Genomic DNA, 16,860 nt, shown 5'->3' on the forward strand with positions numbered 1-16,860 from the left:
AGCGTGTTCCGGCAAGCCGCCACCTCCCTCACGTCAGCACCTTCACCCCGCCGAACGACGTCACCCGGCCCTGCTTCAGCATCACGATCTGCGTCGCGAGCTGGCGCAGCTCGGCGACGTCGTGGCTGACATAGACCATGGGGACCTTGGCCTCGTCGCGCAGCCGCACCAGATAGGGCAGGATCTCCAGCTTGCGGCCCTCGTCGAGCGCGCCGAGCGGCTCGTCGAGCAGCAGCAGGCGCGGCCTCGACAGCAGTGCGCGGCCGAGCGCGACGCGCTGGCGCTCGCCGCCGGAGAGCTTTCCGGGGCGGCGCCCCTGCAGCGCGCCGATGTCGAGCAGCTCGATGACGCGCTTGTGCTGCGCCGGATCGGGCGCGAGGCCGTTCATCCGCCTGCCATAGTCGAGATTTTGCGCGACGTTGAGATGCGGAAACAGCCGCGCATCCTGGAACACATAGCCGATGCGGCGGCGCCAGGTCGGGACATGAATGCCGGCCGCGCTGTCGTCGACAGTCTCGCCGTCGATCACGATGGTGCCGCGGTCGGGCCGCAGCAGCCCCGCGATCATGTTGACCAGCGAGGTCTTGCCGGCGCCCGACGCTCCGAACAGGCCGATGACGCGGCCCTCGCTTTCGAAGGCGGCGGACAGCGAAAACTCGCCGAGCTTCTTTTCGATGTCGACGCGCAGCATGGTCAATTCCCGTGCAGGCGCGCGGTGGCGCGGCGGGCGAACCATTCGGCGGCGATCAGCGCACCGAGCGCCAGCACGATCGAGACGATCACGAGCCGTCCCGCGGCGGCGTCGCCATCGGGGGTCTGGATCAGCGAATAAATCGCGGACGAAATCGTCTGGGTCTCTCCGGGAATGTTGGACACGAAGGTGATAGTGGCGCCGAACTCGCCGATCGCTTTGGCAAAACCCAGCACCATGCCGGCGAGCACGCCAGGCAGCGCCAAGGGCAACGTCACCGTGAAGAACACTTTGAAAGGAGTGGCGCCGAGCGTCTCGGCGGCCTGCTCGAGCCGGCGGTCGATCGCCTCGATCGACAACCGCATCGGGCGCACCAGCAGCGGAAACGCCATCAGGCCGCAGGCAAGCGCAGCACCGGTCCAGCGGAAGGCGAAGACGATGCCGAGATGGTCCGCCAGAAAGCCGCCGACGAGGCCGCGGCGGCCGAAGGTCAGCAGCAGCAGATAGCCGGTGACGACGGGCGGCAGCACCAGCGGCAGATGCATCAGCGCATCGAGCACCGACTTGCCCCAGAAATCACGCCGCGCGAGCAACCATGCCAGCGCAATGCCGAACGGCGTTGCCACCAGCGTCGCGATCACGGCAACCCTGAGCGAGAGCAGGATCGCCGTCCATTCGGCGGGAGAGATGTCGAGCATCAAATCGCAAAATCAAGTGGAGGGGCTGATCAGGAACTTGAAACCGTATTTTTCCAGAATGGTCTTGGCGGCGGTCGAGCGCAGGAAGGCGAGATAGTCGCTGGTCTCGCCCTTTGCTGACGTGGTCGCAGCGAAGGGATAGATGATCGCGGGATGCGAATCCGCCGGGAAGGTGCCGACGATCTTCACACCGGGCTCGACCTTGGCATCGGTGGAATAGACGATGCCGAGATTGGCCTCGCCGCGCGCGACCAGCGTCAGCGCGGCACGCACGCTCTCGGCCATGGCGAATTTCGGCTCGGCCGCCTGCCAGGCGCCCAGGCTCGTAAGCGCCGCCTTGGCGTACTTCCCAACCGGTACGGACTTGACGTCGCCGGTCGCGATCCTGCCGTCGCCGGCGAGTTTTGCGAGGTCGAAGCCGTGTGCGATGGCGACGTTGTCGATCTTGGAATCCTTCGGCGCGATCAGCACGATGCTGTTGCCGAGCAGATTGACCCGGGTCGACTCGTTGATGGTCTTCTTGGAGATCGCGTAGTCCATCCAGTCGGTGTCGGCGGAGACGAACACATCGGCCGGCGCGCCCTGCTCGATCTGCCTGGCGAGCACGGAGCTTGCGGCGTAGCTGACGCTGAACTTGACGCCGGTCCTGGCGGTGTAGGCCGCGTCGACCTCGTCGAGCGCGTTCTTCATCGAGGCTGCCGCGAACACGGTGATGGTCTTGTCCTCGGCGGCGACGGGCGAATGGCTCGCGGCCAGAACGAACAAGGCCGAAAAAAACACGGAAAGGCGGGACATCGGAAGCGCTCCATGCGCGCGCTCAAGGCACGCAAGGCGGCGCGCGCAAGACGGCGTTGGTTGAATGAGGCTTGCGACCGGCGGAAGCGCTGTTCCGACAAGCCCGACGGACTTACGGTCCGGCAAGCGATCGCTGGGTCATCATAACAGGGTGGCGGAACAGGTCAAAGGCGACGGTTCGCATGGCGCCAACCAGGAATTCGTCATCCCGGCGGAGAGCTTTACGGCTTCGCATTGCCCGCGTGCAGCACGGCCTTGCACGCCGCGGGCATCTGCGCCAGCGTCATCGGCGGTTTGGGCTTCGGCGGCTCCGGCGGGGGTTTGGGGTGCAGCACGCCGTCGCTGAACCAATAGGCGAGATCGGAGGGCTTGCAGCCTTCGTCCTCGGATTGCGACGGCTGGCCCTCGCAGTCGCTCGCGCCCGCCGGGCAGTGCATCCGGATGTGGAAGTGATAGTCGTGGCCCCACCACGGCCGGATCTTCGACAGCCAGGAGCGGTCGCCCTTGGCCTCGCGGCACAGCGCCTTCTTGATCGCGGCATTGACGAAGATCCGCTGCACCGCCGGCTCCTGCGCCGCGTCGCGCAGCACCAGCACATGGCCCGGCGTGAACACCTTCGGATCGATGTCGAGCCGGTCCGGGCGCACCATCATCACCGCCGACATGTCCTCGCGCTCCTCGCGCGACAAGCGATGGTCAGGCATCGGCGTCAGCCAGATGTCGGCATCGAGGCCGATCTGGTGGCTGGCATGGCCGGACAGCGCTGGCCCGCCGCGCGGCTGGGCGATGTCGCCGACCAGGATGCCCGGCCATCCCGCGTCCTTGTGCGCCCTCGCCGCAAGCCGCTTGATCAGCGCGATCATCGCGGGGTGACCATAGCTGCGATTACGCGACAACCGCATCACCTGCCAGTTGTCGCCGTTGAGCGGCATCTGCTCGGCGCCGCCGATGCAGCCCTTCACATAGGAGCCGATGACGTGCGCCGGTCCCTTCGACGGCAGCAGCTTTCGCGCGAACAGCTCTTTGGCGCCGATATTGGGATCGTTCGGATTGGCGAGCGGCGGCAGCGGCTTTGGGTTGACGCTGCCCTTGTCCTGGGCCAGCGCGTCGCCGGCGGCCAGGAGCGTCATGACGAGCAGGAGAGGGGCGAGGCGGCGGGGACTCATGCTGACATTCTTATAGCCCAACACCGCGTCAGGGTTAAGAAACAGTCGTTCCGCCGAAATTTCGTTCAAAAGTCGCAGTTCCGCGGCGTCGGCCGGCCGTTTTTTAACCACGCGATAACCCTCTCATGCATTGACCAAAATTCGTGCGCGGGACGCGTACTCACGCCCTTCTGCATGCAATCGCGCGCGATCCCGGAAATGATTCAAGGCAGCGCGCAATTTTGCGCCATCTCGTTCTCCGATGACGACAATGCGATGGGCCTGGAGCGCCCATCAGCACTGCCGCGCCTTGCAAACGGGCAATGAGGGCTGTTTTTCCGAGACTGCCAGACCGTGCGTCCCATCGTCATGCCACCCAAGATTACCTTTTTTTCAGACACTTGCCCCAAGAGTTGCGATCGCTGGGCGCGACTGGGACGAGTGAAGTTGAGTTTGGGGTTTCGAAAGCCGAAAAAGCGAAAGGGCGGCGTGCTTGGCAGGTCCGGCCTGCACCCGCGCAAGCCGCGCTTTGCGCGCGCCCCTCATCCTCCGTTCGAACGCGACGAAGTTCTGCGCGGCCGTGCCGAGGCCGCGATCGCGGAAGCGCGCAAATCCCATGAGCGCCTGCGCCAGGCCATCGACATTCTGCCGCAAGGCATCGTGTTTCTCGATGCCGAAGGCCGCTACGTCCTCTGGAACAAGCAATACGCGGAAATCTACAGCAAGACTGCCGATCTGTTCGAGGAAGGCGCGCGCCTCGAGGACACGCTGCGCATCGGCGTCGCCCGCGGCGACTATCCCGAGGCCGCCGGCCATGAGGAAGAATGGATCGCCGAGCGGCTGCAAAAGCTCTATCAGCCCGGCTCGCGCCACGAGCAGAAGCTGGCGGACGGCCGCGTCATCCTGATCGACGAGCGGCTGACCGACGACGGCGGCGTCGTCGGCCTGCGCGTCGACATCACCGAGTTGAAGCAGCGCGAGGCCTCGTTCCGCCTGCTGTTCGACGGCAATCCGGTCCCCATGATCGTCTGCGCGCTGGACGACGAGCGCATCCTCGGCGTCAACGATGCCGCGGTCGCCCATTACGGCTACAGCCGCGCCGACTTCGAGCGGCTGACGATCCGCTCCCTTCAGGCTTTCGACAGTGAGCCGCCCTGGACCGCCGCTTCGGCCGGTGAGGAGCAGGCCGGACGCACCTGGAAGCACGTCAAGGCCGACGGCGCGTTGATCGACCTTGCGATCTATTCCCGCGAACTGACCTATGCCGAGCGGCCCGCGGTGCTGCTCGCGCTGATGGACATCACCGAGCGCAAGCGCGCCGAGGCGCGGCTCGCCTTCATGGCCCAGCATGACGGGCTGACCGGTCTGCCAAACCGCAATCTGCTGCGCCAGCAGGTCGACGAGATGCTGCTGCATACGAGGCGCAGCACCGACAAGGTCGCCCTGCTGATGCTGGGGCTCGACAATTTCAAGGCGGTCAACGACACGCTGGGGCACGCGGTCGGCGACAAGCTGCTGCGCGGCGTCGCCAAGCGGCTGCGTTCGACCTTGCGCGAGGAGGACGCGCTGGCGAGGTTGAACTCGGACGAGTTCGCGATCGTGCAGAGCGGCCTGACGCGTCCCGAGGATGCGGTGCTGTTGGCCAAGCGCCTGCTCGAAGCCATCGCCGATCCCTATCTGCTCGACGGCCATTCCGTGGTGATCAGCGCCTCCATCGGCATCGCGATGGCGCCGGGCGACGGCGACGATTCCGAAAAGCTGCTCAAGAGTGCCGACATGGCGCTGTCGCGTGCCAAGCTGGATGCGCGCGGCTCGTTCGCGTTCTTCGAGGCGGCGCTCGATGCGAAAGCGCAGACCCGCCGCAAGATCGAGGTCGAGCTGCGCGACGCGATCCAGAACGACGTGCTCCGGCCGTACTACCAGCCGCTGATCGACCTCCAGAGCGGCCGCATCACCGGCTTCGAGGCGCTGGTGCGCTGGCCGCATGCCGAGCGCGGCATGGTCTCGCCGGCCGAGTTCATTCCGGTTGCGGAAGAAACCGGGCTGATCAATCCGCTCGGCGGTTTGATGCTGCGCCGAGCCTGTCACGACGCCGCCACCTGGCCGGACGACGTCCGCGTCGCCGTCAACCTGTCGCCGCTCCAGTTCCGCAGCGGCAATCTGCTTTCGGTGGTGACGGATGCGCTGAAGCATTCCGGCCTGCCGCCGCGGCGGCTCGAGCTCGAGATCACGGAGACGCTGCTGCTGGAAAAGAGCGCCCAGGTGCTGGCGACGTTGCATGCGCTGCGCGCGCTCGGCGTGCGCATCTCGATGGACGATTTCGGAACCGGCTATTCCAGCCTGAGCTATCTGCGCAGCTTCCCCTTCGACAAGATCAAGATCGACCAGTCCTTCGTGCGCGATCTCGGCGCCAATCGCGAGGCCCAGGCGATCATCCGCTCCATCGTCAGCCTCGGCAAAGGCCTCGGCGTCACCATCACCGCCGAAGGCGTCGAGACCGAGGCCGAGCTGAGCTGCCTCCGCACTGAGGGCTGCGACGAAGGCCAGGGGTTTCTGTTCAGCAAGGCCCGGCCGAATGCGGAGATCATCAGCCTGCTCGCCGCGCAACGGGGCATCGATGGAGTAGGCGAGGAAGACGCTGCGCTGGTGGCCTAGGCTGCGGGATGTCGGCTTGCGTCTTGATCTGCGCACAGCTGAAAGTTCAGTGACCGACAAGCGATACGGCCTCATGCCCCTCGGCAGGAGCGGTTTGGTTGCTCCGCACGAATACGAAGCGGGATGCCGCGGGGATCTGTGCGTCGGCGCTGCCATCCTGGCCGATGAGGATGAGTCCCGCGCCGCCATTGGCGACATTCAAGATGACGGGCGCGCCTTGCCAGGTCCTGATTGGCTCCATTCCGATGATGAGAAACTCACCGATCGGCTGGTCGAAATATTGAAGCCTCAGTTGGGGTCCGACTTCTGCAGCCGCCAAGCCGAAACCCAACTGTTTGGCGCGCGCGTAGATATCCGCCAGCAACGCCGTGTCGGTCCGAAAGCCCAATTCGGCTGCCGACACCGTGAAAAGCTCTACGCTCGTTTTCGTGGCGCTAACGGTAAACGTCGGCCGCGCGAGAATTTCGCCAGCCGAGTTTCCGATGCCGCAACCTGCCGTATCCAAAGCGTTGCTGAGGGCGAAGAAGTTTGCAAACGTCCCGATCCGGATCGTCTTCCACGCGGGGAGATCGACGGCGGATTTGATTGGGACTTGCGGCCGATCAGACGGCGCCTGCTTGAGCTTCAGCTGATTCCGCAGGACGTCTCGCGCCGAGCATTGAGCCACGGCTTCGCTCGCAAACAGGAGAGTGCATGCGATGCAGAGGGTGGCAACAATGAGAATGCCACCATGGTGCCATCCCGGCGAACGCCCCTGAATGGCATGGCAACTGACTTTCCTGCCAGCTGTTCGGCCCATAACGGACCTCTCTTGCGCAAATGCAGCGCGCAAAAAACAATTCGAATCATCACTTCCAAATGGTCGGCGCGGTCACGGCGGAAAAGCCGTCGTTTTTGTAGCTATAGAAATTGGTCCGAGGAAATCCGCAAAGGTTCAGCGGCGAAGACGCCGGATGGTGAGCTCAATATAGGTCAGCGTGCGTGCACTTTCGTAACTGGTCGACGTCAGCGGTCCCCTGAAAGGATCATCTTACCGACATCCTCGTAATGCGTGTCGCGCGCCTGGATCTGCTGGGCGATGGCGTGCATGTCGCGAAACCGTCGCTCGAACGGATTGCTGCGGAATACGGCCGTGGCGCCGGACATGTGATAGGCGGTGTCGACCACCTTGGCCGACTGGTGGATGGTCCAGGTCGCGGCGAGGCGAACCGAGCTCCGATGCGCCGCGCTGTACGCGCCGGTCGCGCAGAGATCGCGCCACATCGCACTTGCCGTCGCATAGAGATAAGCGCGCGCGGCCCGCAGGTCCCCCTCGGTGCGGCCGATCAGGCCCTGGACCGCCTGGTTGTCGTGCATGGCGTTGGCCGCCAGCGACTGATGCTTGCCGCGCGCCAGTGCAATTGCGGCATCCAGCGTGGCCCGTGCCACGCCGAGCGACACCGCGGCAAAGCCGAGGCTGAACGTCGAGCCGGTGCCGATCCTGTAAACCGGACCCTGCTCGCGTAGCGCGGACGGCACGTCGCGAAACGCGGTGAAGCGCTGGGGGATGAACAGGTCGGCGACCTCGTAGGAATCGGTGCCGGTGCCGGCGAGCCCGATCGCCTGCCAGACGTCGTGCAGCACGGCGCTCGCGACCGGAAACAGGATGGTGCGCACCTCCGCCGAGCCGTCTGCATTTTTCCGCGGCGCGCCGTCGGCCCCGACGATGCGGACATGCGCCCCGAGCCAGCTCGCCTGCCGCGAGCCCGAGGCAAAGTCCCAGCGCGCCGTGACGCGATAGCCGCCCTCGACGATGCGCGCCTCATGCGCGATCGCGCCCCACGCGAGAATGCCCGGCGCCGTGTTGAAGATCTCCTGCGCGGTGTCGTGGTCGAGCGAAGCTGCGATCATCGCGCAGACGCTGCATTGGCCGAGGCACCAGGCGGTGGAAGCATCCGCTTTCGCGATCTCCTCCAGCATCTGCATGAAGGCTTCCGGCGCGGCTTCGACGCCGCCAAGACTCTGCGGCAGCAGCGCGCGATAGAGCTCGTTCTCGATCAGCGCAGAGACGACGGCCGGCGTCAGCCGCCGCGACCGCTCGATCTCGTCGGCCTCGCCCGCGATCAGTGGCGCGATGGCGCGGGCGCGTTCGACGAGATCATGGCCTTGATCGAAGACTTGCGGCCTGTTCATGAGCCACCTCGCCAGGCCGCGGCGCGGCCAAGATCGAGCGTTTCCTTGCGTCTGGTCGGGAAGCTCAGTGCCACCGCGACGGCGGAGAGCCCGATGGCGAAGGAGCCCGCATGCAACCATGTGTAGCGCTGGAAATTGTCGAACACGAGACCGCCGGCCCACGGCCCGATTGCCATGCCGAGGCTCGCGAAGGCCGACACCGCGCCGAACACCGTGCCCATGATGCGCGCGCCGAAGAACTCGCGGACCAGCACCGCATAGAGCGGCATCACCCCGCCATAGGCGAGACCGAACACGACGGACAGCGCGTAGAATTCGCCGAGCTGGGCCACCGCGAGATAAGTCGCGATGCACATCGCCTGCACGAACAGCCCGGCGACCAGCACCGGTTTGGCGCCGATGCGATCGGCAGCCGCGCCAAGCAGCAGGCGCCCGCCAAGCCCGGAGACACCGGCGACGCTGTAGACCGTCACCGCCGTGAGCGGGGCGATGCCGCACACCATCGCATAGGATACCATGTGGAAGATCGGGCCGGAATGCGCGGCGCAGCAGGCGAAATGCGCCGCCGCGAGCGCGATGAATTGCGGCGTGCGCAGCGCCTGCGACCCGGTCAACTCCATCTCCGGCGCGGCATTCGCCGTTGTGGGCCCATTCGCTGCCGGCGCGGAGCGCACCAGGAAGCTGGCGGGGATCAGCAGCGCCCACGCCGCGATGCCGATCACCAGCATCGCGGTGCGCCAGTCGTAGGCGGTGATCAGCCAGCTTGCGGTCGGCGCGATCGTCACCGGCGACACGCCCATGCCGGCGGAGACCAGCGCCACCGCAAGGCTGCGGTTGGTCTCGATCCAGGCGCTCGCGAGCGCCATCATCGGCGCGTAGAAGCTGCCGGCGGCAACGCCGATCAGCACGCCGAAGCACAGCTGGAATTGCCACAGGCTTGCGGCCTGGCTCGCGGCCACGAGACCGAGCCCCAACAGAACGCTTCCGGCAAGAACCACGATGCGGGTGCCAAACCGGTCCGACAGCGTGCCCCAGACAAACGCGGCAGCACCCATGCAGAGGAAATCGATCGTCGCCGCCGCCGACACACCGGCGCGCGACCATCCCATCGAGTCCGAGATCGGCTGCAGGAAGACCGCAAGGGACAGCATCGTGCCGAAGCCGACGCATGTCATCAGCGCACCCGCGGCGACAACGACCCAGCCGTAGTTGAAGCCTGATGGCTTACTCATCCGTTTCCTCTGCGCTTTTGGTCTTGTTGATGGTGCGCAGCAGGGATGGTGACCTATCTGCCGGGAGAGGGCAAGGCTGCGGTGTCAGCCCCTAGGAGTAGAGCGGAAGCGAAACCCACAAACTTCTAGACTGCACTCGTCGGGTGATGGGTCTCGCAAGAGCTCAATCCATCCTGCGGGCTGCTTCACCTGAAAGCTTGCGCGTGCGCGTGATGCGTTTCGCGGCGACGTCCCTGCGCACGCGCACGGGTTGGCAGACAACAAGCATCAGGCCGCTGAATCCCAGAGAACGGCCCAAGCTGGATCTAGATCGGGTCCTTTAGCAGGCGCTCCATGATGATCGTGCGTTCGTCACCATGATGGCTGTCGTGCACCGCCTTGAACCCGAGCCGCGCGTAGAAAGTCTCGGCGGTGACGGAAGAGGGGACGGTCAGCGAAGCGACGTTTCGTGCGCGCGCCGTGCGCTCAATCTCGGCCATCAGCAGCTTGCCGATACCCCGGGCCTGAACATCGGGAGCCACGAAGACGGTGCGGACCACATTTCCGTCGAGACCTGCGGTCGCAACGATGCGGCTGCGGATCGTGGCGACAAAGACGGTGCGTAGTCCGATCAACCGCCGTACGGCTTCGGGACTGAAGCTATGCGCGATCCTTTCGATGATCCCTTCCGCATAGTCCTTCGCGTTCGTTTCCCGCAGCGCCCGCAAGATGACCGCGCTGATCTCATTGGCATCATCTGCGAGTGCGGGCCGGATTGTGCATTCCATGGGTCGCTCCAGTCGTCGCGCCGGGTTCGCGGCCGTGAAAAGCACAATGACCGCTCGCTATTGCAGTCCCAGCCCGCTGCAGTACCACGCCATGTCTTCGTGTCTCCAGCCGCGCTTGACGCCTGATTCCTTGCATTCATTGTAGGTCTTGAAGTTTGCTCCGTTTCGGCAGCCCGACGGGTAGCTCCCGAAGCCGCCACCCGAGGTGGAACATGCGACCGGGCTGGCTGCCGTGGTCGGGGCAGCAGTGGCCTTGGGAGCTGCGTTCGCTCCGGTGATCGACAAAATGATCAAGCCCCCTAGCGCAAAAACCGAAGCTTTCATCGCATTCCCCTGATTGGAAGGAATGCGCAATACTATCCCAAGATGTGTTGTAGCGGTGGGCGCAACCTGAATAAATGAGCGCTGCGGGCGCTTTTCTGGTTTTCCCGCCGACAGCAAGCCGCGATTGCGTTAGTTCCTTGAGAGGAACGGTCATCAGCTCAACGCGTTTTAGGTCATGAAAGGACTCTTGCATGACCGAGAAATTCGATCCGGCACCGCCGGACAAGAACGCGGAAGATCTCAAACGTGGCATCCGACGCGATAAGGCCAAGGACGACGAGTTGGAAAAGGGCTTGAAGGACAGTTTCCCGGCGTCGGACCCGGTGAGCAGCACCCAGGCGTCCAAGGCAACACCGGACGCATGATGGAGGGATAGACGATGGGCCTCGCAGCCTATGATATCGTTGGCAGGGACGGTGCCTGGCACGTCGACCACGATGGCGAAATCCGGAACACCTACCAGACCAAGGAAGCCGCTTTCGAGGCGGCTGTCGCGGCTGCGTCGCTCGCCATGCGGCAGGGTCACTCTGTCCGGCTGACGGTGCCGGAGAGCGAGAACGCCGTCGGCGCGGAAAATTCGGGCGGATGACCCTCGAGGGCATCCTGGTTCTACACGGCCGCCAGCAAATGGGCGTGCGCAAACGGCTTGTGCAAAAAAATCGTATTGGGCGGCAGCGGCGCCATCATTGTCCCGGACATCAGCACGATGTTGAGCCCCGGATGAGCACTGCGTGCGTACTCTGCGAGTTCGAGCCCGGTCATTCTGCCCGCGAGGTTGTGATCGGTGATGAGCGCCCGTAGCTCCGTGCCCGTCGACGCCACGATAAGCTCCGCCGCTTCCGCGGTGGCACATTCGACGACTTCAAACCCTTCGTCCTTGAGAAGGTCGGATAGAACTTCGCGCTGGAGCGAGTCATCCTCGACCAGCAGCATGACGAAATTCGACATGCGGTCATTCCCAACTTATCGGATGTTAATGCGCATCCTGGAAGATTGTTCGGTTGTGATGTCTTCGTTCGCAGCGAGCTGCGCGCGGCATGATCAGTCGAACATGTTGCATTCTCCTTGAGCTTTCGACGGAGGCACCGAAGCGGGGGGATCGAACAGGAGCGGCAATGGCAATCGTCTTCATCACGGGCAGCACGGACGGTCTGGGCCGCGCAGCTGCCCAGTCTCTCCTCGAACAGGGCCACCAGGTCGTCCTGCACGCTCGATCGGCGGAACGTGCGGCGGCAATCTCCGAGCTTGAATCGCGTTCCGTACGGGTCGTGATCGGCGATCTCAAGAGCGCCGCCCAGACGAGGCACGTGGCAGATCAGGTCAACGCCCTCGGACGAATGGACGCGGTCATTCACAACGCCGGGGTCTATACCGAGCGCAGCCGCGGCCCGACGCCCGAAGGCCACGCCTCCACCCTGGCGGTCAACACGCTCGCGCCCTATTTGCTCACCGCTCTGATGAAGCGCCCCGATCGGCTGGTGTATCTCAGCAGCGGGCTTCATCGCGGCGGAGAGGGATCGTTAGGCGATCTCGACTGGACGAGGCGAACCTGGGATCCCGCCAAGGCGTACGCGGAGAGCAAGCTGCACATGGTCGCACTGGCCTTTGCCTTGGCGCGGCGTTGGCCGCAGGTGCTGAGCAACGCCGTCGATCCCGGCTGGGCGCGCACCAAAATGGGCGGTGCCGGAGCGCCGGTCGGTGTGGTCACCGGACAACGGACGCAGACCTGGCTGGCGGTGAGCGATGATCCCGCCGCCCTGGTCAGCGGTCGCTACTGGCATGACATCCGCCAACAGGAGCCGGCGCACGAAGCGACCGATCCCGATTTTCAGGAGCGGCTTCTGGACAGACTGGGCGAGTTGACGGGGGTGACGCTGCCTCCGACGTAGAAGCAATTCGGCTGAAGTCCACATCTTCCCAAAGCGTTCGGAGGACGATGCTGCGTCTCATGCGCACGGCATTGCCACGTGCTGCATGGTGACATTATGCCCCTGTTTTGCCCGACAGGTCAAACAAAATTCTGAAAATCAAAACTTCAATCCGAACAAGCCCCTCGCTACTGTGCATGGGGTTGTTTTCGCGATTTTTATTTTCTGGCCCGAATAGCGCGGACCGAACTTGTCTCGTCTCGATCGAGGCGGGCGAGGCGCTCGCCTCAGCTGTCCACCTTCAGCGCGGCAATAAAAGCTTCCTGCGGGATGTCGACCTTGCCGAACTGCCGCATCTTCTTCTTGCCTTCCTTCTGCTTCTCCAGAAGTTTGCGCTTACGCGTGATGTCGCCGCCGTAGCACTTTGCGGTGACGTCCTTGCGCAGCGCGCGGACGGTTTCGCGCGCGATCACCTTGCCGCCGATCGCCGCCTGGATCGGGATCTGGAACATGTGCGGCGGGATCAAATCCTTCATCTTCTCGACCATGGCGCGGCCGCGGCCTTCGGCACGGGTGCGATGCACCAGCATCGAGAGCGCGTCGACCGGCTCGTTGTTGACCAGGATCTGCATCTTCACCAGATCGGCCGGCTTGTAGTCGGTGAGATGATAGTCGAACGACGCGTAGCCCTTGGAGACCGACTTCAGGCGGTCGTAGAAGTCGAACACGACCTCGTTGAGCGGAAGATCGTATTTCACCATGGCGCGGGAGCCGACATAGGTCAGCTCCTTCTGCACGCCGCGGCGGTCCTGGCACAGCTTCAGCACGCTGCCGAGATATTCGTCGGGGGTGAGGATCGTGGCCTCGATCCAGGGCTCCTGGATCTCCGCGATCTTGACCACATCAGGCATGTCGACGGGATTGTGAATCGAGATTTCCTGCCCGTCGGTCAGGCTCATCTTGTAGATCACGCTCGGCGCGGTCGCGATCAGATTGAGATCGAATTCGCGCGACAGACGCTCCTGGATGATCTCCAGGTGCAACAGGCCGAGGAAGCCGCAGCGGAAGCCGAAGCCGAGTGCGGCCGAGGTCTCCATCTCGTAGGAGAAGCTGGCATCGTTGAGGCGCAGCTTGCCCATCGCCGCACGCAAGGTCTCGAAGTCGTCGGCGTCGGCGGGGAACAGGCCGCAGAACACCACGGGAATGGCCGGCTTGAAGCCCGGCAGCATCTCGGTCACCGGCTTCTTGTCGTCGGTGATGGTGTCGCCGACGCGGGTGTCGGCCACTTCCTTGATCGCGGCGGTGATGAAGCCGATCTCGCCGGGGCCGAGTTCGTCGACCTGCGTCATCTTCGGGGTGAAGAAGCCGACGCGCTCGATGTCATAGGCCGCGCCGGTGCCCATCATGCGGACCCGACTGCCCTTCTTCATGACGCCGTCGACGACGCGGATCAGCACCACGACGCCGAGATAGACGTCGTACCAGCTGTCGACCAGCAGCGCCTTCAGCGTCGCATCGCGGTCGCCCTTCGGCGGCGGCAGGCGGGTGACGATGGCTTCCAGCACATCGGCCACGCCGAGGCCGGTCTTGGCCGAGATCATCACCGCGTCCGACGCGTCGATGCCGATGACGTCCTCGATCTGCTGCTTGACCTTCTCGGGCTCTGCGGCGGGAAGGTCGACCTTGTTCAGGACCGGGACGATCTCGTGGTTGTTGTCGAGTGCCTGGTAGACGTTGGCGAGCGTCTGGGCTTCGACGCCCTGGCTGGCGTCGACCACCAGCAGGGAACCCTCGCACGCCGCCAGCGACCGCGAGACTTCGTAGGCGAAGTCGACATGGCCGGGCGTGTCCATCAGGTTGAAGATGTAATCCTTGCCGTCCTTGGCGCGGTAGGCGAGGCGGACCGTCTGCGCCTTGATGGTGATGCCGCGCTCGCGCTCGATGTCCATGGAATCGAGCACCTGCTCCTTGCCCGCCATTTCCCGGTCGGTGAGGCCGCCGGTCATCTGGATCAGGCGGTCGGCCAGCGTCGATTTGCCATGGTCGATATGGGCGACGATGGAGAAATTGCGGATGTTGGAAATGGGGACGGTCGTCATGGGCGCGGGATACCACTCACATCCCCGTGCGGCAACCATTCACTTGGTCCTGCTGCGTCCCAGAAGGCGCGTCCGGCAGTGCGCCTGCGCGTCCGGGACGGGGCAGCCGGCCCTGCCTCCCGCGGGACCAGGAGGGTGGACGGCATCGATCCGCCAGCCGCTGCAATCTCCAGCCTCCCTGCCATCGATTTCAGCGACCGCCTCTGCTAGTTTTCCGGCTTTCTGTCATGGAAACAGGCAATGCATTGGAAGCGCCTTTCCGCTTTGTTGTTTGCGGCGTGTTTCGCCTTCCCGGCCGCTGCTGAAAAACGCGTGGCCCTCGTCATAGGCAATTCCGCCTACCAGAACGTGTCGCGGCTGGAAAATCCCAGGAATGACGCGCTGCTGGTGGCCGATACCTTGCATAGGCTCGGCTTCACGCTGGTCGGCGGCGGCGCCCAGGTCGAGCTGGACAAGGCAGGCTTCGACAATGCGGTCCAACGTTTCGGCAACCAGTTGATCGGCGCAGATGTCGCCCTGTTCTATTACGCCGGACACGGCATCCAGGTCCGCGGCACGAACTATCTCGTTCCGGTCTCGGCGAATCCGACGCGCGAGTCCGATGTGGATTTCCAAATGGTCGACGCCGCGCTGGTGCTGCGGCAGATGGACGGCGCAGGAACCAAGCTGAACATCGTCATTCTCGATGCATGCAGGAACAATCCGTTCGGTGGTCGCGGCCTCCGTGGCTCCGACGGAGGTTTGGCGCAAATCCGGGCGCCGGAGGGAACGCTGCTCTCCTATGCCACACAACCGGGCAACGTCGCGCTCGACGGATCCGATGGACACAGCCCCTACACGCGGGCGCTGGTCGAGACGATGCAGAGACCCGGGCTCGACGTGCTCCAGGCGTTCAATCAGGTGGGGCTCATCGTCAAGCGCGCGACCGGTAGCTCGCAACAGCCCTGGGTCTCCAGCTCGCCGATCGATGGATCATTCTACTTTTCAGGTGCGCCTGCAGTGCAGGTCGCGCCGGTCAACGTGCCGGCGACGGTCACGTCGCCCCCTGCGAACCTTCCGCTTTCCACACCTCCGGTTGCGAGAACCCAATCGGATTTCCTTTTCCCGGATTCGGATAGCCGGCTGCTTGCCGACGGCGATTTGAAGACGCTGAGCAAGGAAGAGCTGCGCCTCGCCCGCAACGAAATCTTTGCGCGGCGAGGGCGCTACTTCAACTCGCCCGAACTGACGGCGAGGTTCAGCAAGTTCTCCTGGTATGTACCCCGCACCTGGGACCCGCCGCTGAACGCCGTCGAGAAGGCAAACGTCGCCCTGATCGACCGCTATGAATCCGGCGGCCCGGTTCAAGGCAGCTTCATCTTTCCCGATTCAGATCGACGCCTGCTCACGCCGGCGGATCTGCGCGGGCTGTCGAACGAGGAAATCCGTATCGCACGCAACGAGATCTACGCGCGGCGGGGGCGATACTTCGAGGCGGCAGATCTCAAGGCCCGTTTTGAACGCTTCCCGTGGTACGCCCCCAACACATGGAATCCGAAACTCAATTCCATCGAGGAGACGAATGCCGCGCTGCTCGATCAGGCCGGCAGGCGTCGATGACAATCGCATTGCGGGCAGCGCAGATCGTCGTCGCCTTGGTGGCTGCGTCCGTGCCGGCGGACGCTCAAACCAGAACCGAACTTCTGGATCAGCTGGTGCGTGCCTATCCCGATTTCCTGACCGGCCACGATGGCAAGCAAATTTCGTGGCGCGATGGCACTAAGATGCCGGTGGACGATGGTGTCGACGACAAATCGTTTGACCAGCGGCTGCGCAATGCCTCGATCATCGACCAGCTCCGGTTGGCCTATCCCGTAGGGGCTTCTGCGCCGCCCGCGTTGAACGCCGATCCCGGCAGATTCCGGAACGAAGCGTTCTTCACGAAGATGTATGGCGACTGCCGTGCTGGAGCGGTGCAGCGGAATCTCGTGACCATCACTTGGTTGCCGCGATCATGGGGGAAGGCGGTCCAGGTGACGCGGATCAATGGCGTCGCGGATCGGCTCAAGGAGGTGTCGGCGGAAATCGACAAGCTCGAACCAGCGCTGAGGGCCGCAGCCTTTCCCATTGCCGGCGTGCTGTCGTGCCGGCCGGTCGCCGATACCGGTAAGATGAGCATGCATGGCTATGCCGTCGCGATCGATCTGAACCTGCGATATTCCGATTATTGGCTGTGGGCGGGCCGCGGAAAGTCGATCCCGTACAAGAACAGGATGCCGCAGGAGATCGTCGATATCTTCGAACGCCACGGGTTCATCTGGGGAGGCAAATGGTATCATTACGACACGATGCACTTTGAATATCGCCCGGAACTACTGGCCCGGTGATTCCGTATCGTTTCCGTGCTCCAGGCCGTCATTCATTCACGCCAAGCT

At 64.1% G+C, this 16,860-nt stretch carries 16 protein-coding genes; 6 read left to right on the forward strand and 10 right to left on the reverse strand.

From position 1 onward, the window contains the following. Positions 1-28: 28 nt before the first annotated feature. The 4 genes from modC to mepA form a co-directional block, all read right to left on the reverse strand. Positions 29-691 carry a molybdenum ABC transporter ATP-binding protein gene (gene modC / locus AC0L21_RS29130; RefSeq protein WP_473265093.1) on the reverse strand — a complete coding sequence of 221 codons (663 nt, stop codon included), beginning with the start codon at positions 689-691 and terminating at the stop codon, positions 29-31. A 2-nt stretch (positions 692-693) separates the two neighbouring features. Then, positions 694-1,389, reverse strand: coding sequence for a molybdate ABC transporter permease subunit (gene modB / locus AC0L21_RS29135; RefSeq protein WP_473265094.1), 696 nt, complete (start codon positions 1,387-1,389; stop codon positions 694-696). 12 nt (positions 1,390-1,401) lie between these two features. Next, a complete protein-coding gene (gene modA / locus AC0L21_RS29140; RefSeq protein WP_473265095.1) occupies positions 1,402-2,184 on the reverse strand; it encodes a molybdate ABC transporter substrate-binding protein in 783 nt (260 codons plus the stop codon). A gap of 221 nt (positions 2,185-2,405) precedes the next feature. Beyond that, a complete protein-coding gene (mepA, locus tag AC0L21_RS29145; protein WP_473265096.1) occupies positions 2,406-3,350 on the reverse strand; it encodes a penicillin-insensitive murein endopeptidase in 945 nt (314 codons plus the stop codon). 468 nt (positions 3,351-3,818) lie between these two features. On the opposite strand from mepA, the gene AC0L21_RS29150 reads away from it, so the two are divergent. Then, on the forward strand, positions 3,819-5,984 hold the full coding sequence (locus tag AC0L21_RS29150) for a putative bifunctional diguanylate cyclase/phosphodiesterase (protein WP_473265097.1): 2,166 nt from the start codon (positions 3,819-3,821) through the stop codon (positions 5,982-5,984). A gap of 46 nt (positions 5,985-6,030) precedes the next feature. Here AC0L21_RS29150 and AC0L21_RS29155 read toward each other — a convergent pair whose 3' ends face one another. The 4 genes from AC0L21_RS29155 to AC0L21_RS29170 all read right to left on the reverse strand — a co-directional run bounded on the left by AC0L21_RS29155 (position 6,031) and on the right by AC0L21_RS29170 (position 10,200). Then, on the reverse strand, positions 6,031-6,783 hold the full coding sequence (locus AC0L21_RS29155) for a hypothetical protein (protein WP_473265098.1): 753 nt from the start codon (positions 6,781-6,783) through the stop codon (positions 6,031-6,033). Positions 6,784-6,989: 206 nt separating this feature from the next. Further along, positions 6,990-8,156, reverse strand: coding sequence for an acyl-CoA dehydrogenase family protein (locus AC0L21_RS29160; RefSeq protein ID WP_473265099.1), 1,167 nt, complete (start codon positions 8,154-8,156; stop codon positions 6,990-6,992). Then, positions 8,153-9,388, reverse strand: coding sequence for an MFS transporter (locus AC0L21_RS29165; RefSeq protein ID WP_473265100.1), 1,236 nt, complete (start codon positions 9,386-9,388; stop codon positions 8,153-8,155). Before AC0L21_RS29165 ends, AC0L21_RS29160 begins: the two co-directional genes overlap by 4 nt. Before the next feature lie 305 nt (positions 9,389-9,693). Beyond that, positions 9,694-10,200 carry a GNAT family N-acetyltransferase gene (locus AC0L21_RS29170; protein WP_473265101.1) on the reverse strand — a complete coding sequence of 169 codons (507 nt, stop codon included), beginning with the start codon at positions 10,198-10,200 and terminating at the stop codon, positions 9,694-9,696. A 470-nt stretch (positions 10,201-10,670) separates the two neighbouring features. On the opposite strand from AC0L21_RS29170, the gene AC0L21_RS29175 reads away from it, so the two are divergent. Both AC0L21_RS29175 and AC0L21_RS29180 read left to right on the forward strand, forming a co-directional pair. Continuing rightward, positions 10,671-10,844, forward strand: coding sequence for a hypothetical protein (locus tag AC0L21_RS29175; protein WP_219679146.1), 174 nt, complete (start codon positions 10,671-10,673; stop codon positions 10,842-10,844). 14 nt (positions 10,845-10,858) lie between these two features. Next, positions 10,859-11,068 carry a hypothetical protein gene (locus tag AC0L21_RS29180; protein WP_027514367.1) on the forward strand — a complete coding sequence of 70 codons (210 nt, stop codon included), beginning with the start codon at positions 10,859-10,861 and terminating at the stop codon, positions 11,066-11,068. A 20-nt stretch (positions 11,069-11,088) separates the two neighbouring features. On the opposite strand, the gene AC0L21_RS29185 is transcribed toward AC0L21_RS29180, so the two are convergent. Continuing rightward, positions 11,089-11,427, reverse strand: coding sequence for a response regulator (locus tag AC0L21_RS29185; RefSeq protein ID WP_473265102.1), 339 nt, complete (start codon positions 11,425-11,427; stop codon positions 11,089-11,091). Positions 11,428-11,594: 167 nt separating this feature from the next. Here AC0L21_RS29185 and AC0L21_RS29190 point away from each other — a divergent pair, with 167 nt between their 5' ends. Further along, entirely contained in the window at positions 11,595-12,368 is a 774-nt protein-coding gene (locus AC0L21_RS29190; protein ID WP_473265103.1) for an SDR family NAD(P)-dependent oxidoreductase, read from the forward strand. Between the two features lie 266 nt (positions 12,369-12,634). Here AC0L21_RS29190 and lepA read toward each other — a convergent pair whose 3' ends face one another. Further along, positions 12,635-14,446: a translation elongation factor 4 gene (gene lepA / locus AC0L21_RS29195; RefSeq protein WP_473265104.1), complete on the reverse strand. Its 1,812-nt coding sequence runs from the start codon at positions 14,444-14,446 to the stop codon at positions 12,635-12,637. A gap of 240 nt (positions 14,447-14,686) precedes the next feature. Between lepA and AC0L21_RS29200 the strand changes: the two genes are divergently transcribed. Beyond that, positions 14,687-16,045: a caspase family protein gene (locus tag AC0L21_RS29200; RefSeq protein WP_473265105.1), complete on the forward strand. Its 1,359-nt coding sequence runs from the start codon at positions 14,687-14,689 to the stop codon at positions 16,043-16,045. Next, the gene (locus AC0L21_RS29205; protein ID WP_473265106.1) at positions 16,042-16,812 is read left to right on the forward strand and encodes a M15 family metallopeptidase; all 771 of its coding nucleotides are present in this window, start codon (positions 16,042-16,044) and stop codon (positions 16,810-16,812) included. Before AC0L21_RS29200 ends, AC0L21_RS29205 begins: the two co-directional genes overlap by 4 nt. Positions 16,813-16,860: the final 48 nt, after the last annotated feature.

It is taken from the genome of Bradyrhizobium sp. WSM4873, assembly GCF_055811355.1.

Excerpts from the sequence above, each read along its gene's own strand:
- AC0L21_RS29200 (WP_473265105.1), top strand. The coding sequence starts at position 14,687 with ATGCATTGGAAGCGCCTTTCCGCTTTGTTGTTTGCGGCGTGTTTCGCC.
- lepA (WP_473265104.1), bottom strand. The coding sequence starts at position 14,446 with ATGACGACCGTCCCCATTTCCAACATCCGCAATTTCTCCATCGTCGCC.
- AC0L21_RS29190 (WP_473265103.1), top strand. The coding sequence starts at position 11,595 with ATGGCAATCGTCTTCATCACGGGCAGCACGGACGGTCTGGGCCGCGCA.
- AC0L21_RS29155 (WP_473265098.1), bottom strand. The coding sequence starts at position 6,783 with ATGGGCCGAACAGCTGGCAGGAAAGTCAGTTGCCATGCCATTCAGGGG.
- AC0L21_RS29175 (WP_219679146.1), top strand. The coding sequence starts at position 10,671 with ATGACCGAGAAATTCGATCCGGCACCGCCGGACAAGAACGCGGAAGAT.
- modA (WP_473265095.1), bottom strand. The coding sequence starts at position 2,184 with ATGTCCCGCCTTTCCGTGTTTTTTTCGGCCTTGTTCGTTCTGGCCGCG.
- mepA (WP_473265096.1), bottom strand. The coding sequence starts at position 3,350 with ATGAGTCCCCGCCGCCTCGCCCCTCTCCTGCTCGTCATGACGCTCCTG.
- modC (WP_473265093.1), bottom strand. The coding sequence starts at position 691 with ATGCTGCGCGTCGACATCGAAAAGAAGCTCGGCGAGTTTTCGCTGTCC.
- AC0L21_RS29160 (WP_473265099.1), bottom strand. The coding sequence starts at position 8,156 with ATGAACAGGCCGCAAGTCTTCGATCAAGGCCATGATCTCGTCGAACGC.
- modB (WP_473265094.1), bottom strand. The coding sequence starts at position 1,389 with ATGCTCGACATCTCTCCCGCCGAATGGACGGCGATCCTGCTCTCGCTC.
- AC0L21_RS29180 (WP_027514367.1), top strand. The coding sequence starts at position 10,859 with ATGGGCCTCGCAGCCTATGATATCGTTGGCAGGGACGGTGCCTGGCAC.
- AC0L21_RS29165 (WP_473265100.1), bottom strand. The coding sequence starts at position 9,388 with ATGAGTAAGCCATCAGGCTTCAACTACGGCTGGGTCGTTGTCGCCGCG.
- AC0L21_RS29185 (WP_473265102.1), bottom strand. The coding sequence starts at position 11,427 with ATGTCGAATTTCGTCATGCTGCTGGTCGAGGATGACTCGCTCCAGCGC.
- AC0L21_RS29205 (WP_473265106.1), top strand. The coding sequence starts at position 16,042 with ATGACAATCGCATTGCGGGCAGCGCAGATCGTCGTCGCCTTGGTGGCT.